At 49.6% G+C, this 13,064-nt stretch carries 19 protein-coding genes; 3 read left to right on the top strand and 16 right to left on the bottom strand.

Going from position 1 to position 13,064, the window contains the following annotated elements; all coding sequences use genetic code 11:
- Positions 1–7: 7 nt before the first annotated feature.
- The 4 genes from BGIM_RS62675 to BGIM_RS0109365 all read right to left on the bottom strand — a co-directional run bounded on the left by BGIM_RS62675 (position 8) and on the right by BGIM_RS0109365 (position 3,951).
- A complete protein-coding gene (locus BGIM_RS62675) occupies positions 8–358 on the bottom strand; it encodes a hypothetical protein (RefSeq protein ID WP_157368714.1) in 351 nt (116 codons plus the stop codon).
- A gap of 76 nt (positions 359–434) precedes the next feature.
- The gene (locus tag BGIM_RS0109375; protein ID WP_020469527.1) at positions 435–1,121 is read right to left on the bottom strand and encodes a hypothetical protein; all 687 of its coding nucleotides are present in this window, start codon (positions 1,119–1,121) and stop codon (positions 435–437) included.
- A 641-nt stretch (positions 1,122–1,762) separates the two neighbouring features.
- Complete coding sequence (locus BGIM_RS0109370) at positions 1,763–3,679, bottom strand: bifunctional DNA primase/polymerase (RefSeq protein ID WP_020469526.1); 1,917 nt, start codon at positions 3,677–3,679, stop codon at positions 1,763–1,765.
- A complete protein-coding gene (locus tag BGIM_RS0109365) occupies positions 3,679–3,951 on the bottom strand; it encodes a hypothetical protein (protein ID WP_029629887.1) in 273 nt (90 codons plus the stop codon). The genes BGIM_RS0109370 and BGIM_RS0109365 overlap by 1 nt, the downstream gene beginning before the upstream one ends.
- A 98-nt stretch (positions 3,952–4,049) precedes the next feature.
- Here BGIM_RS0109365 and BGIM_RS64740 point away from each other — a divergent pair, with 98 nt between their 5' ends.
- Genes BGIM_RS64740 through BGIM_RS0109350 form a run of 3 tightly spaced genes read left to right on the top strand, consistent with a single transcriptional unit; the run spans position 4,050 to position 4,554 of the window.
- Complete coding sequence (locus BGIM_RS64740; protein ID WP_020469524.1) at positions 4,050–4,217, top strand: hypothetical protein; 168 nt, start codon at positions 4,050–4,052, stop codon at positions 4,215–4,217.
- A complete protein-coding gene (locus BGIM_RS62670; protein WP_020469523.1) occupies positions 4,214–4,369 on the top strand; it encodes a hypothetical protein in 156 nt (51 codons plus the stop codon). The genes BGIM_RS64740 and BGIM_RS62670 overlap by 4 nt, the downstream gene beginning before the upstream one ends.
- A complete protein-coding gene (locus BGIM_RS0109350) occupies positions 4,366–4,554 on the top strand; it encodes a hypothetical protein (protein ID WP_020469522.1) in 189 nt (62 codons plus the stop codon). The genes BGIM_RS62670 and BGIM_RS0109350 overlap by 4 nt, the downstream gene beginning before the upstream one ends.
- Positions 4,555–5,316: 762 nt before the next feature.
- Here the strand turns inward: BGIM_RS0109350 and BGIM_RS57200 are convergent.
- The 12 genes from BGIM_RS57200 to BGIM_RS49495 form a co-directional block, all read right to left on the bottom strand.
- Positions 5,317–6,660 carry a tail fiber domain-containing protein gene (locus BGIM_RS57200; RefSeq protein WP_157368710.1) on the bottom strand — a complete coding sequence of 448 codons (1,344 nt, stop codon included), beginning with the start codon at positions 6,658–6,660 and terminating at the stop codon, positions 5,317–5,319.
- The gene (locus BGIM_RS0109325; RefSeq protein ID WP_020469517.1) at positions 6,599–6,997 is read right to left on the bottom strand and encodes a DUF3168 domain-containing protein; all 399 of its coding nucleotides are present in this window, start codon (positions 6,995–6,997) and stop codon (positions 6,599–6,601) included. The genes BGIM_RS57200 and BGIM_RS0109325 overlap by 62 nt, the downstream gene beginning before the upstream one ends.
- Positions 6,998–7,014: 17 nt before the next feature.
- Positions 7,015–7,776 (bottom strand): hypothetical protein, encoded by a 762-nt coding sequence (locus BGIM_RS62660; RefSeq protein ID WP_157368708.1) that lies wholly within the window; start codon positions 7,774–7,776, stop codon positions 7,015–7,017.
- Entirely contained in the window at positions 7,773–8,717 is a 945-nt protein-coding gene (locus tag BGIM_RS0109320) for a hypothetical protein (protein ID WP_157368706.1), read from the bottom strand. Before BGIM_RS0109320 ends, BGIM_RS62660 begins: the two co-directional genes overlap by 4 nt.
- Before the next feature lie 30 nt (positions 8,718–8,747).
- Positions 8,748–10,346, bottom strand: a complete 1,599-nt coding sequence (locus tag BGIM_RS0109315) for a phage tail tape measure protein (protein WP_157368704.1) — start codon at positions 10,344–10,346, stop codon at positions 8,748–8,750.
- A gap of 45 nt (positions 10,347–10,391) precedes the next feature.
- Positions 10,392–10,652, bottom strand: a complete 261-nt coding sequence (locus tag BGIM_RS68220) for a phage tail assembly protein T (protein ID WP_072022244.1) — start codon at positions 10,650–10,652, stop codon at positions 10,392–10,394.
- 71 nt (positions 10,653–10,723) lie between these two features.
- Complete coding sequence (locus BGIM_RS0109310) at positions 10,724–11,047, bottom strand: hypothetical protein (protein ID WP_020469514.1); 324 nt, start codon at positions 11,045–11,047, stop codon at positions 10,724–10,726.
- Positions 11,047–11,460: a hypothetical protein gene (locus BGIM_RS0109305; RefSeq protein WP_020469513.1), complete on the bottom strand. Its 414-nt coding sequence runs from the start codon at positions 11,458–11,460 to the stop codon at positions 11,047–11,049. Before BGIM_RS0109305 ends, BGIM_RS0109310 begins: the two co-directional genes overlap by 1 nt.
- Before the next feature lie 4 nt (positions 11,461–11,464).
- On the bottom strand, positions 11,465–11,923 hold the full coding sequence (locus BGIM_RS0109300; protein ID WP_029629883.1) for an HK97-gp10 family putative phage morphogenesis protein: 459 nt from the start codon (positions 11,921–11,923) through the stop codon (positions 11,465–11,467).
- Positions 11,913–12,242 carry a head-tail adaptor protein gene (locus tag BGIM_RS0109295; RefSeq protein WP_020469511.1) on the bottom strand — a complete coding sequence of 110 codons (330 nt, stop codon included), beginning with the start codon at positions 12,240–12,242 and terminating at the stop codon, positions 11,913–11,915. Before BGIM_RS0109295 ends, BGIM_RS0109300 begins: the two co-directional genes overlap by 11 nt.
- Before the next feature lie 2 nt (positions 12,243–12,244).
- Positions 12,245–12,649: a head-tail connector protein gene (locus tag BGIM_RS0109290; protein ID WP_157368699.1), complete on the bottom strand. Its 405-nt coding sequence runs from the start codon at positions 12,647–12,649 to the stop codon at positions 12,245–12,247.
- A 97-nt stretch (positions 12,650–12,746) separates the two neighbouring features.
- On the bottom strand, positions 12,747–13,064 hold a 318-nt coding region (locus tag BGIM_RS49495), incomplete at its 5' end, for a transposase (protein WP_020469509.1).

The raw sequence follows: 13,064 nt of genomic DNA, 5'->3' as shown, positions 1-13,064 counted from the left end.
AACGCACCTATTTTTTGCGAGGAGCTTGGTGGTATTTGTGAGGGTTGACGCCTTCTCCAGAAAATCGGTGAGCCAAGAATGCAAAATTCCTATGCATTTCCCACAACACATCATCACAAGCAATGCGATTTGTTCGGCAACTCAAAACATAAAAAAGCCCGCTTAAAGCTCTTCTGTCCCAATTTGCAGAGCAAAGATTTCTGGAAACTCCAAAATCAAAAGTAATGTCAACATTCTCAGGATAATTCGGATTGGAAACAAACAAAATGGCTATTGGATTCACCACTCTGAGCATGAATTGCGTTTCGATATGAGTACAAAGCTGAAAAAGAGGATTAGTCTCTTTTAAGCGAACCATAATTTTACCTCAGTGAGAATATTAAAAGAGCAAAACACGAGGGCAAGGCTAGCCTTGCCCTCGTGGTGAATTCCGATTACTTCGTTTTCTTGAAGGTGAAAATCACTCGTTTCTTGGCGAGTAGAGGAAAATCGACGAACACACCACAATGGCGGCTGGGGCTGATGTATGACGCCTGTCTCAAATCCATTTTGAGCAACAACACATTACCCGCAACCAATGGGGCGACATCAAAACCCAGACTTACCATGATTTTGCCGAGATGGTTATAGGCATAGGGATTCACATCGTGAGCGCCTGTTCCTCTGTGTTGAGAGTAGAAAGCTGTTCCTTCGTTCAGCACATCGCAAAACGAGGGATACGAACCAAGAATACCCTCGATGTGGTTCCAGTCGGATTTGAAATATTGAGGACCGTCAGAGAGCGATTCGAGACGGATTTTGACTCGTTCCGTTTCCCCGTTCGGCTGGACGAGCAATCCCTCAACGACTTTTTCGATCCATGCCTGTTTATCGTAGTCGAACAGGTTCTCCTTTTGGATGTTGCTCAAGGAGAGGTTTTTGTTCCATTTCTCAATGTCGCCCCCTGAACCTCCAAAATGCAGACTCCCAGCCGGGCGATCCAAATCGATGGACAGACGCAATTTGTCCGTACTCTTCACCGTCGCCTCTGAAGCGTCGGGATAAAGACGCTCCAAGTGCTTCACAGTCTCGGCGGCGATCTTCGCGTGACGGTCACTAACGGTATTCAAAACGACCTTCATAGCCCTACTCCCCAAACAAAACCAACGCTTCAGCCCATTCGCCCTCCCTCTCGAAACGATCCTCACGGTTTGGCTAGAGGAAGCGTGCCGCGAGACTCTCGCGGGTATTCGCTCGCTATAGCAGGTGATGCACCTGCCACCGTCTAACCGCGCCATCAGACCGTTCCAAGGTCATGGCGAGGTTAAACGCCACATTGGCGTTTAACCTCTTTTGCCGCATCCCAACCATACCTACCGAATGGTTTTCGTTGGCTGCAGACGAGTAATGTAACCGATGGGGTTTTTATGTCAACGAAGAAATGAAGATAGTTTCCAATCTGATTATGAAATTAAAACTATTAAAATCGCGGAGCGATTTTAAGGGGTGAAAGAGTTTTTTCGGAAAAATCTTTTTAGGGGGTAAACCGTGGGTTGTTCACGCCGCAGGGACCTAGGTTAAAAATTCATCCCGGCATCGATCAAAACCGAAACGATTGAATCAATAGTTCGATTGAATGTGTTGTTAATAATGGTTTTTAAAAATTGGTGGATGCGGGGACATGGGGAGAGAGACCTTAGTCTCTCCCCCCCCCTGTCCTCACCCCGGTAAAGAGATGAGATTGAATAGTATCCTTTTCCTGATTCTTTAAGGGGGACTAATATTAAACCGTCATTTTCTGGTCTAACCAGAGGTTCACATAGGCTGACGGTTTACCCTCTAAAACAGGTGTCAGTTCATACCCACCACTCGAACCGAGGGTAGTTGCAACCGCCCCGCGTTGTTTCAACCATCCAATCGGGTCAATCCTTTGAAACTGCTTCAGGGTAATGTCCAAATGCTCCAGTAACTCCGTTCGTGTCCTTTTCTCTGTGAGAAAGAGAATGGTTTTCAGGAGATACCCCCGGAGTTCTTCAGCCTTGCGTGCCCGTTCGGAATACTCCAAATCAAACCGCAATTGCTCCACTCCTCCAATGACCTGCTTGCGTAGGGTCTGGTAAAACTGACGAACATACCTCCCGCGTCCTTCAATGGCGTAAACATTGGTCAGTTTGTTTCGGCTGAACTCGTATGTGTTGTCCGTCGCCGTCACGATGTCACCCGAACCCGACACTTTTCCCATCTTGTTCGTGTGGTGGATCATAATCAGGCAATGACCGTTCTTCCCCACCCAATCCCGCAACGGTGTCAGGAGTTGGTTCACATACGACGCTTTGTTCTCCCAATCCTCTACCGCATTGTCAGCCATGCCGAACGCCCGCCTCATGGAATCAACCACGAGGACAGACGGGGGCAGTCCGCGAAACTGTTCTTCCAGCCATTCGACGCTAAGGGTTTTGGGCAGGACATGCCCGTGATATCCCTCATGGTCAATTTTGCTGGCGTAATGAATTTCCTCGTCCACCTCTTCCGAGAACGGCAGGACATTGGCGAAATGGCATGAGCCGAACGGACCCATTTCGTAATCGAGAATGTAAATCGGCTTTTTGTGAACACGCTTTCCCCAAATGGTTGATTCTCGGCGGGTATGTTCTGCCAGTTGCATTAGGATTGTGGTTTTGCCGATTTTGGATTCGCCCGCCCAAATGTTCATGCTGCCCATCGGGAACAAATCCTCAATAAACCAATCGAGTTTGAAACTCATGCGGCGTAGCTCACGGAAATTTGACCATGTGAATTTGGGTTTTTCCTGCGCAGGCTTCGCCATCACCTCCGACAACCGGCTGTAATCAATGGGTTCAGCCCCTATCCCCAGCCAGTCCAACAGCCGGGAAACAAACTCATTGCCAACGAGTTCAGCCAAACGGGGAAACCCGGTCGTTTTCCCATCACCGCCCCTAAATGTCGCCGCCACACATCCCAGCCGATCCGCCACATCACCGTCATCCGCAGCGATACAAACACCGTGAACAAATGATTCAATGTCCTCCAACGCCCAACCAGCCCGCATTAAACCGCCGGAGAGAGCCAAAGCGGCGTCATGCCGGATTCCAGCCCTCCAAAACCTCGTCAACGCGCAAACGCTCGCTAATGTCGCCACCGCTCGGGACAGTTCAGCCCATGAAATTTCTTTGGGGTTCAAATCCCCGTGCCATTCAATGCGCTCGCCGTTGGGATGAACGCTCGGCGGAACCATCGTTTGCCCGCCTGTAGATCGCAATTCCACGAGAGAACCGGACAGGGTGAACTTCTTTGATGCGCCCGGCTGGTCGGTCACTCGATACCAGTAATGTGTTGTTTTCCCGCCTCTCCCGTGCTTCATGCGGGTTGTTGGCAGAAACATTTCAGCGACTAAAACAGCCTCTTCACAGTCACAATCCACATCAACCAAACCGGATGAGTTCACCCCCAGAACCAGCCCGACATTGTTGTTAAACCCCTCTGGGAATTTGTCATTCAGGTAATCATCACCAAGGTTTTTAAAATTTAGATTCTGCCATCCTTGTGTTTTGGGCGCTTTTGTGCCCTGTTCATAGGCGACTGGCGCCCATCCGTTTTCATAATATTTCCGTGCGTATTGCGATAGCGTTTGAGATTTGTTAAAATCCTTACTATGTAAATTGTTAGTCGTCTCTTTCATTAAATCGTGCCTTTCGTGTCAGTGTTGTTTTTGACAGCCCCGCTTTTGCGGGGCTGTCTTTTTTCTTGCAATTCAGCCATAATCTCCAGTCTCGGAATAATCTCCAACATCAGCGGATATGAATAATACTTCGGCGCCCAGAACGGGAAATCAGCCGCAGGGATATGCCCTCGTTTGACAGCCGCGTAAGCTACCTGTGGGTTTAGCCCCAAGGCTTTGCACAGCCCGTATAGAGTGTATTTCGTCTCATAATCAATATTCGGATTCATCATAATTTCCTAAAAAGAGTGACGATTAATAAAAATTAAAATCTGTCACTCTTTTACAATAGTAACAATTATTTTTGTTAGTGAAACCGGAGATTGATTTAATGAATGAGAGTGTGATAGATTGGGAATCGCGTTGGTTTGATGCGTGTCTGGTTGAATTAAACAACACCAATCGGACATATGCGGAGAATCTTGAGGCGGCTGGATATGTGTTTCTGGCAATCGCCCGCGAAAGAGACGATTTTTACAAACGAGAGGTATTGAAATGACGATGGAAGAGGAAAAGGCGTTGGGCAATCCCACAACACCGACAGATGATGAGCTTGATGAGCTTGTTGAGCTTGTTGAGATTTGCCGACGAATCAGGGCAGGCGAGAGAGTGACATTTGTACTCGATGGGGGAAAGTGGGTGGAACAATGACCAAAAAAGAACAATTCACATCCAGCGTTTACGCCTATCTTGACGAACATTGGAAAACAAACCGGGAATTGCCCATGTTGCTCGCCAGATGGATTCATACCGTTCCAGACGAGAGCGAAGCGCGTTCAAAGTTTGTCAAGAAACTGATGAAGACAGACCAGTTTTTACAGCGTGCAATGCTGTGATTTTAAAATTTAAAAAAATGACGCTAAATAATATTAAGTAAGTGGAGATTTGCTTACGCCAAAAGCCAGCCCCTCAAAAGGTTGGCTTTTGTCGTTTAGCTAGCCTTGGATCTGCCTCTAAATTTATTTTTGTAGGTGATAATGGGAATGAATATGGGTTGGCGCTTTAGAACGCCTTCAGTCGCCAGTTGTTTAATCAGGTCAAGATGAGGCGACAAATCACCTTGGGGCAGGTAATTATTGCCGATCATTCGTTCCAGCCATTTCATCGACACGCCAGCAATCAAGCAAATTTGAACATGAGTCATGGATTATTTACATTCGCCGTTCACCATTCGCCAGTAAATGCCCTGCTTTGCGTTCACCTCATCCTCAATTTCCCTCATCAAATCAGCCATTCCTTCAGGGTCGTCTTCGTGTAGGTCACAGATGTAATGTAATCGCTCAAGACGAGGTTTGAAGACAAAGCCGGACAACCAGCCAGATTCGACTTTGAGCAAGAGCAAGCCTAATTCTCGCATTAAACTAAGGCGAAGGGCATTGATGCAAGGCGAAGGATGATTGAAACGAAAGGTCAAGGCTTGGCTTGCGTAAATTCCATTTGTAGGGATGGGGAAAACTTGCCCGATCTGTTCCAATCCCTCAATTCAGAGATGATAATCAAGCGTCTGACGCGATCACGAAGACTGATTTTGTCCTTGTTCTCGGCGTATGCCTTTTCCATGTCCTCAATCAATTCAACCAGTAATTTGTTCATATGGTCTATTTAGCCTTCAACTCCTTCAACTCCTTCACTTCCTTGCTGAGTTCTTGAACGGCATTGACCAGCGTGAAAATGATCTCGTGAGGGTTAAAGTCGAGAAGTTCCGTTTCTTTGCCCCGCAGCATCCCCTTCCTCGTGGAAACCGTGTCCGGCAAAACCTCTTGAATCTCCTGCGCGATGACACCAACGCATCTTTTTGAATCCCCTTGACGATACTCAAAGGTAACCGTGCGAATCTTCTCAATCTCCGCCAGACCTGAACGATACTTGCGGATGGCTTTTTTGAGGCGTTTATCGCTCGAAAGTTGCCAAGTCGATGAACGGGTTTTAACCGCCACATCAGACGAAAGGGTGATACTCGGCGCTGTAAGGTCTGGGTTCCCCCAATTGGTGTAAACCCCGCCTTCCGTGGATGCCGCATACAGAAGCATGTTTTCCGTTGCTGGCTGGTTGTTGGCGTGAGAATCAGCCAGACTTTGGAAAGCGGCTGGCGCTGTGTCCTCTCCTGTTCCCCCACTTGAGACAGGCAAAATGGAAGTGATTAAACCCGCGTCAACGCTTGGATTCCCGAACACGGTCAACCCGTCAGGATTGAGCATGAGGCTTTGATTTGGTGAGGCGGAGACACCCACGGCAAAGGCGTTTGAACCAGCGTAAAAAGCGTTGGCGAGAGTTGTTTCACCTGTCCCCCCACTTGAAACAGGCAAAACCCCCGACACCGAATCCGTCAACGAGACGAAAGCGAAAGCCGGATTGGTTCCGTCAGTGGTCAGGAATTTGTGGGCGTTGCCGGTTTGAGAAGGAAAAGGGGCATCTGCGCCATCATTGCCGGGAATGCCCTGCGCTCCTGTGTTTCCTCGTGGAATGGTGAAATTGAACACCGCCGCCGATGTTGTGCCTGAATTGGTTACGCTGGCGGAAGATCCAGCCGAACCAGTGGTAACCGTGCCTACGGTGATCGTGGCGGAAGTTCCATCGTTCCCGTCTGTCCCTGCCAAGCCGTCTTGCCCATCGCCGCCCGGCTCGCCCACGAGGGACGCAAGCCAAGCGGCTTCATTGCCTACGAATCCATTGGCTACGGCGATTTGGTAGGCTGATTGTCCATCGTTCCCGTCTGTCCCCGGCAAACCATCGTCTCCCGGCTCGCCTTTTAATCCCTGTGGTCCCGCCGGTCCTGGCTCGCCTTGCAATCCCTCTTGAGAAATGAGTTGATCCCCAAAGTACAAACCATCAGCCCTTACGGTTACGGAAGGAAGCCCGGACGAAACCGGAACTACATTGTCATCCTGTAAAAAAAAAAACGAAATCAAGAACCTTGCAACATCCCAAATCTTCGCTCTCATCCGAGTTCATCCCAGCAAAGAAACACTCTTGGATGTTTCCCCCGCTGAACTTGTCAAGTCTTACCCGTACAGCGTCGGCGATGTCCCCAGCCTGTTGGAAAGTCTCTGCCCAAACCTGAATCTCAAATTCCTGCCGAGTGGTTCCAGTCGTGCCGCCGAGACTGTAAAAGGGAAGAACAGAACTTTGCACGAACCAAATGAAAGGGAGTTGCGGGTCTTCCTCAGTAGGCAACGAGGGGAAAACTCGGTTTCCGACATAGCCGCTGATTGTGGTATCTGTGCTTAGCCGGTCAAAAATCTGTTGTTCAATGAGCATCTGATATTTACCGATGCCCATTTTTAAAATTTAAAAACTTACTCACCGCAAACGATGAAATACCAACCGAAAATGACGCCACTGGTTGCCGCAAGTGCCGTTGTTCCGCTCATCAGTTTCCAAGTGGTTGAAGTGGCACAACCTGTAGAGCCAACCATCACGCAATTATCAACATACGGTATCTGTGCGCTCGTCAGTTTGGCGGCGTTAGCGTTCGCTGGAGTGATGCTCACGACATAGGGAAACGAAACGAAAGCCGGTGCGAATGTGACCGTTGCAATGATTGAGTTTGAACCGCCCGGAGATAATCCCGTTTGAATCTCAAGAATGCCGGAGTTTCTGTACCCGTAACAACGTGCCGAACCGGGAATAATCCCGCTGCCTGTTCCAAGTCCTGGAACTGCTGAACTTCCACCAGTCCTGTACGAAAATGCGGCTGGACCAGTTGCGCCCGTTGGTCCCGTTCCTGTTCTGGCGATGCAAAGCCTGCGTGTTGTGCTGCTATGGGTATAGTCGCCAGACATCCGGCAAAGGTAACGACCTGTGGCAACATTGTCCGTTCCGGGATTGGTTTCAGCCATTACCCAAACATCGCCAAAATCCACCCAGCCATCAACCGAATCGTAATTCTGAATGTTTCCACTCGCCACCGTTCCGGCTGTGTTCACTTTCACCCAGCACATAAGGGGTTGGGAAGCTGAACTAGAGTAACCCGGTGAAAAACTGCCCGTTCTGCTAACGAGGTCTGAAACCTTTTGCGCCGTGGATGGCGAAAGCAAATATCCGTCAGGTGAACTCATACTAAACCTGCGCTCCAATCTGTGATTTTATATTTTTGGTAGAGGTTATAAACCGTGAGGTTTGGTCCGGCTTTCAATCCGGTTCCATCCAAAGGAACGGGCTTGTCAAGCGGGTTGCCGAGTTTGTCGCAAATGCGGACATAGTAAGTATCCGCGCCTTCTACAACAGCCTCCCAGCTACCTGCATCGAGCAAACGCAAGGTGTGTAAGCCCGGATCGTACAGAAATTCAATCGTGATTTCCCAGTAATAGCCGTAACTGTCTTTGGCAGATTTGGCGTCGTATTTGGTGATAACAAGCGATTTGGCGGGGAAATCCCATCCTAAAATCGTGTATGTCGCCGCATTGGTAGTTCCTTCATAGGTGAGTTTCTTGCTAATCCCCCATGAGCTTTTCCAAGTGGTAACGGTGATAGTTGGCAAATACCGTGTCACCATTTCGGGCGGATCATACGGCATTGAGGCTGAATTCAAAATCGGCAAAGCGGTCGGCGTGGTGTAGTCGGTTCGGAAAACTTCTTCTACCGTTTTGGTTCCGAATGTGATTGATGGCGTTCTGCTGTCTGGCGCTGTGTCTGAATTGCTGCCAGTTCCCCCCGGTGGCGTACTGGTTGGATCACTGGAACCACTGGCGGAAGTGCCGCCGTCCTTTTCACTCGCCTCTAATGTGCTGTCATAGTTGCAAGTGACTTTCCAAACCGTGGAATCGACCTGTTCAGCGGATTTGTCCCGCATCGTGGCTTCAGTGTCAGCTAAGCCGGTTTCCACATCCTCATAGGTACTTCCCCTAATGGGAACATCCGTGGCAGTTAATGCGGCGAGTTGTCCGTCTTCTGGCGAGTCAAACACCACAACGAAGACGCGCGTATACTGCCTGTTATTCTGGTTGTCTACCTTTGAAGTTCGTGAGTCCTGAATCTCTGTTACTGAAACTAAAGCCATGCGTTATTTACGGCATGGCATTTTTAAAATTTAAATTGCACCGATGGCGGGAAGATTCTTGCCCTGATCGACAATCTTTTGAAGTAATTTTCTCTGTTCGTCTCCCAGCGCCTTGATCTGGAGCAGCGCATCGGCTTGCTTTTGTTGTGCGGAGAGTTGGGCGCCAAGGTCTCGATTGATTTCGATGCTGTAAGCGGCTGCGCTTCCTTTGCTCATAGCACTGGCGAATTCATTGCTGGCTTTGCTCGCTTTCATGCCCGGAAGAATCCCGTTTCCAATATCCTCGCCCAATTCTTCAGCCGCTTGTTTGTTCTTTCTGTTGTCGAACCAATTATCAACCCCCTGCCAGCCATCAGAGAATTTTTTGTTAAACTGCCGGAAGCCATAGGCACGCATCCCGTCAGCCGCAGACCGCACTTTTTTGTCGAACGAATCAATTCCACTTGAAAAATCATCCAACCAAGCCGGACGTATTGCATCGGGCAAACTCTTCCCCATGTCCACAACCGCCTTCAGGGCAGTGAGTACGCCTGAGAAAGCATCAACGAGAAACGATGCTCCCCCGACCAACGCCCCGAAGGCAATTGAAATTGCCGTTCCGACCGTTGAAACTCCTTTGGCAATCAGCCGCCATGCCGTTTCAACAACTTCCTGAATCGTCATCGTGGAATCAGAAAACGAGAACAAGTCTTTCACCGCATCGACAACACTCTTGCCAAATTCCCAGACATACTTGATGGCGTCGCCAATTCCATCGGCGATAATTGACCAATGTTCAGCCGCGCCTCTCGCCCACCAGTTCATAATGCTGGAAGCCACGCCCACCGCCGCCGATAATTTCGAGCCGATCATCTCAACAATTGGTGAAAATGCGATGACCATCTTTGTCTGGAATCCTGAAACGACCTGCCCCAATTTTGGAAGAGCTTTTGCCGCTCGGGTGACAGTGTCCATGTCAGTCTGAGAAATGGCGTTTCCCATTTCCGTTTGCGCGTTAATCATCCCCTGAATCTCGTCTTTCGACTTGCCCAACACACTGAGAAGGGAAACCCCTTTTTCCTCAAAAAGTTTCATTGCTACGGCGGCTTGTTGTCCGCCTTTTGGCAGTTTGCTCAACGCATCACTGAGCGCCAAAACTTGTTCATCGGCTGGCAATAGGGCAAGATCACGGGCATTCAGACCGATAGCCCGAAACACGGTGGTTAATTCTCCACCCTGTGCGGCTGTAAGCTGGATCTTCCCCGAAAGTTTTCCGAGAAGTGAGCCGAATTCGTCCGAAGAGACGCCTGCCTTGGCGAACACGAGTTGCAAACCCATATATTGCGCCGAATCCACTCCCAAAGCGGATGCACTTTTCCCGACTTTTGCAAGATCCTTGATTTTTTCAAGCGTTCCCTCCAGCCCAGAGGTCAACCCGCCAATCCCTAAAGATCCAGCCATCAAAGCAAGATTTGGTTTGAATACCGAAGTGACGGACGACATTAACCCGCCCATTTTGGTCTTTAGCAATGATTTGGTTTTATCTCCCCAGCCTGAGATTTGTTCCGTAGCGGTTTTTAAACCGGTAGCCAATCCAGCACCCGAAACCGACAAATCGAGCGAGCCTTTTCCAATTGAGTTTTCTGCCATGATGGGGATATGTACGGGTCAGACTTGACCCGTTTTTTTTAAAATTTAAACTTTTGGGCGATGGTGTTTCAGAAGTGAATTGTGCTTTAACGCCCACCGTTCCAATGCCTTCGCCGATTGTTCTGGTGTTTGTTCGGCTGGTCGAAAGCGTGGAAGGAAATCATTTAGCTTGGTTTTGCCGCCCATGCTTTGCGCCGTGGTATGGGCTTGCATCGCACTACGCCAGTCAGCCAATCGTTCTCCCCACGGTTGACGCCTGTAGATCTCCAGTAACAAAGCGAATTCCTGAAACGAAACACGCTCCAAAAACTCGCTCGGCAGTTGACCATAGGAACGGGCAATATCGGCAATCAGTGAAATGTCCTGATTGCCGTCGATTAGTTTTTTACCTCGTCCTCAACCGTCTTCACTCCGTTGTGTTCCCGCAAAGCCTTTGCGACACGAACAAAGCCATCAGCCGATTTTTCCTCTAACAGTCGTTTCACCTCGTCAGCCGTGAACAACGGTTTTCCGTTCTCGTCAACGCATCCATACTGAACCAGCAATGAGGCTTGTTCCGTGTTCGATTTGCCTTCCTCAATCCTGAGACTTTGACCAGCCGTAAGGGTTTTGAGGTAGACCGTCTCATTCCCCCATTCAGGGACAACCAACGGGGCAAGCTTGATATCGGAAGCGGCGAAAATGCGTTCTTTGAGTGTCATTAGGAAGCGGCTCCCAAAGTGATGGCACCAGACACACGCACGTCTAACGAGAACATCGCCGCGTTATCGTGCTGGAATTCGCTTTCCGTGATCTTCTCCACAAAGCCCGAGAAAGCGTAGGTTTGGGCGCCAGTTCCACCCGGCGGGGCAGTCACTTTGAACGAATGCGAAACGCGGAGCAAAGCGTAGGCAGAAACCAAATCGGTTTTGTCCCAATAGAATTCGGCAGTCACCGTGCCATAATCCACGCTGCCGGGAATGAACTGTTTTGCGATTTCTGACAGAGGAAGAACCTCTACCATGTTCACCGAAATTTCGGGAACTTTGATCGATTTGCAGTTACCAAAAACTTCAAATGCGCCCTCGTCTCCCGTGTCGATGGCAAAAGTGCCGAGATAACCAGTTGTAACCATGCGATTATTTACGCGCGGCTAAAACTTTCTCGATTTCCGTTCTCATGCTGTCGGTGATGGCTTGAACGAAAGGATTTTTGGACTGTTCAAGAGCGGGCTGAAGGAATGGAGTGGCTTTGCTTCGCTTGGTTCCTCGTTCCACGAGGTGAGCGTATTTGCTTGGCTGGAACTTTCGCGGCTGCCCCTTGTGTTCTCCCCTCGTGTATTTGCCCTTTGTGCGGGTATATGTGGAAGATGGTCCGACAATCACACATCCCGAACCTGAAGGATAAACCACGGTTTTGATGCGGATCGCTTTCGCCAGATACCCAAACCTTTTGATTGCTCCAGCCGTTCCAATGGTCGCGGCTTTAGGTACTCTTCCCGCTCGGCTCAAAGCAACCTTCAGAACTCTCTTGACCACTGCCGGAGTAAGCGACTTGAGCGGAGTCAAATCCAAAGTAAAACGGGCTTCAATCATCATTTTCCTTCCGCATATCGCAAATCGTAGCGTCCTCCTGCCAGTCGTAATAAAGGCTTTCAATCGTCCAAACCTCGTTGACTCGCGTGTCTGTAAGCCGGTCTTTTGCGCTCAGTCCTGGCTTTTGCCTGATTCTGATTGTGCTGTTTTGCGTCGTCTTTCTTGCTCCAAACTGGCTGGCTAAATTTGAACTGACGCTATCCATCGAACCCCAGAGAAAGCCATTGCTTGAAAAGGTCTGAAGCATTTGACCTGTGGAATCTTGCGTCTGGCTACAGACCAGCCATTCAAACGAGGTATCGTAGTCTCCCGGTGATTTCATGTTCAGTTCCCCCACGAGTTGGAAATACCTGTGTGATTCATCTGGCAAAGGTCTAAAAACCCTTGCGGCACTGGAAGACTTCCGTCCCGATCCCGGTACAGATGTGCCGCATACGCCATGATTCCGGCTTTAATGTCAGCCGGCACATGGGACGAATCAGCGTAGCCGGCAATGAACTCCACGCTTGCGGGATAATGCCGTTGGGGATGAACGGCAGGGTAAGCATCCATCAGGTAAACGGGGGTTGGACAGATGTCCAAATCAATCGTCACCGTGGATAGGTCAACCGTGATTTGCGTGTTCGTGGTATCCCAATACTTCACATTGGAAACACTCGAAACATTGCCAACCATGAGGTAAATCGTCTGGTGAAACTGGCTCACATTCTGGCGAAAGGTTGTCGGCATCACAACCCGCCCGGCAGTCAGTTTCTCAAACATCAGGCGTGAGGCACTGATTTTTGCGGCTAAATAGGTCCCGCCCTGCCCGAAAGTATCGGTGATTTTAGACAGCGTTGTATGTTGCGTCTTGAACTCTGAAAAACCGTCTCTCCTCCAGCCAGTCGAAAGTCATGTCGATCAGATGTGTCAGGGAATCACATCGGTGGTTCCGCGTCACGGCCTCATGCAATCGCCACCAGACCCGTTCAATCGGGTTGGTGTCCGGGGCGTATTTCGGCAAAAAATGAACCCGAATCCGGCCGCCATGTTCAGCCAGATACGCCCGCACGACCAAACTTCGGTCCGATTGGTGGTTGGCGGCGTTGTCACAGATCACGTGAATCACTTTGTACTGTCGGAACGCCCGCCGCAGGTCGTCCAA

It is taken from the genome of Zavarzinella formosa DSM 19928, assembly GCF_000255705.1.
GTDB lineage: Bacteria > Planctomycetota > Planctomycetia > Gemmatales > Gemmataceae > Zavarzinella > Zavarzinella formosa.
This window is presented reverse-complemented; position numbering and strand designations above follow the sequence as displayed.

Bases quoted from the DNA above. Each gene is read 5' to 3' on its own strand.
- BGIM_RS0109305 (WP_020469513.1), bottom strand. From the start codon at position 11,460: ATGGTTACAACTGGTTATCTCGGCACTTTTGCCATCGACACGGGAGAC.
- BGIM_RS0109370 (WP_020469526.1), bottom strand. From the start codon at position 3,679: ATGAAAGAGACGACTAACAATTTACATAGTAAGGATTTTAACAAATCT.
- BGIM_RS0109290 (WP_157368699.1), bottom strand. From the start codon at position 12,649: ATGCCGACAACCTTTCGCCAGAATGTGAGCCAGTTTCACCAGACGATT.
- BGIM_RS62675 (WP_157368714.1), bottom strand. From the start codon at position 358: ATGGTTCGCTTAAAAGAGACTAATCCTCTTTTTCAGCTTTGTACTCAT.
- BGIM_RS0109325 (WP_020469517.1), bottom strand. From the start codon at position 6,997: ATGGGCATCGGTAAATATCAGATGCTCATTGAACAACAGATTTTTGAC.
- BGIM_RS0109315 (WP_157368704.1), bottom strand. From the start codon at position 10,346: ATGGCAGAAAACTCAATTGGAAAAGGCTCGCTCGATTTGTCGGTTTCG.
- BGIM_RS62670 (WP_020469523.1), top strand. From the start codon at position 4,214: ATGACGATGGAAGAGGAAAAGGCGTTGGGCAATCCCACAACACCGACA.
- BGIM_RS0109375 (WP_020469527.1), bottom strand. From the start codon at position 1,121: ATGAAGGTCGTTTTGAATACCGTTAGTGACCGTCACGCGAAGATCGCC.
- BGIM_RS57200 (WP_157368710.1), bottom strand. From the start codon at position 6,660: ATGAGAGCGAAGATTTGGGATGTTGCAAGGTTCTTGATTTCGTTTTTT.
- BGIM_RS0109300 (WP_029629883.1), bottom strand. From the start codon at position 11,923: ATGATGATTGAAGCCCGTTTTACTTTGGATTTGACTCCGCTCAAGTCG.
- BGIM_RS0109365 (WP_029629887.1), bottom strand. From the start codon at position 3,951: ATGATGAATCCGAATATTGATTATGAGACGAAATACACTCTATACGGG.
- BGIM_RS0109350 (WP_020469522.1), top strand. From the start codon at position 4,366: ATGACCAAAAAAGAACAATTCACATCCAGCGTTTACGCCTATCTTGAC.
- BGIM_RS0109295 (WP_020469511.1), bottom strand. From the start codon at position 12,242: ATGAAATCACCGGGAGACTACGATACCTCGTTTGAATGGCTGGTCTGT.
- BGIM_RS0109310 (WP_020469514.1), bottom strand. From the start codon at position 11,047: ATGACACTCAAAGAACGCATTTTCGCCGCTTCCGATATCAAGCTTGCC.
- BGIM_RS0109320 (WP_157368706.1), bottom strand. From the start codon at position 8,717: ATGGCTTTAGTTTCAGTAACAGAGATTCAGGACTCACGAACTTCAAAG.
- BGIM_RS64740 (WP_020469524.1), top strand. From the start codon at position 4,050: ATGAATGAGAGTGTGATAGATTGGGAATCGCGTTGGTTTGATGCGTGT.
- BGIM_RS62660 (WP_157368708.1), bottom strand. From the start codon at position 7,776: ATGAGTTCACCTGACGGATATTTGCTTTCGCCATCCACGGCGCAAAAG.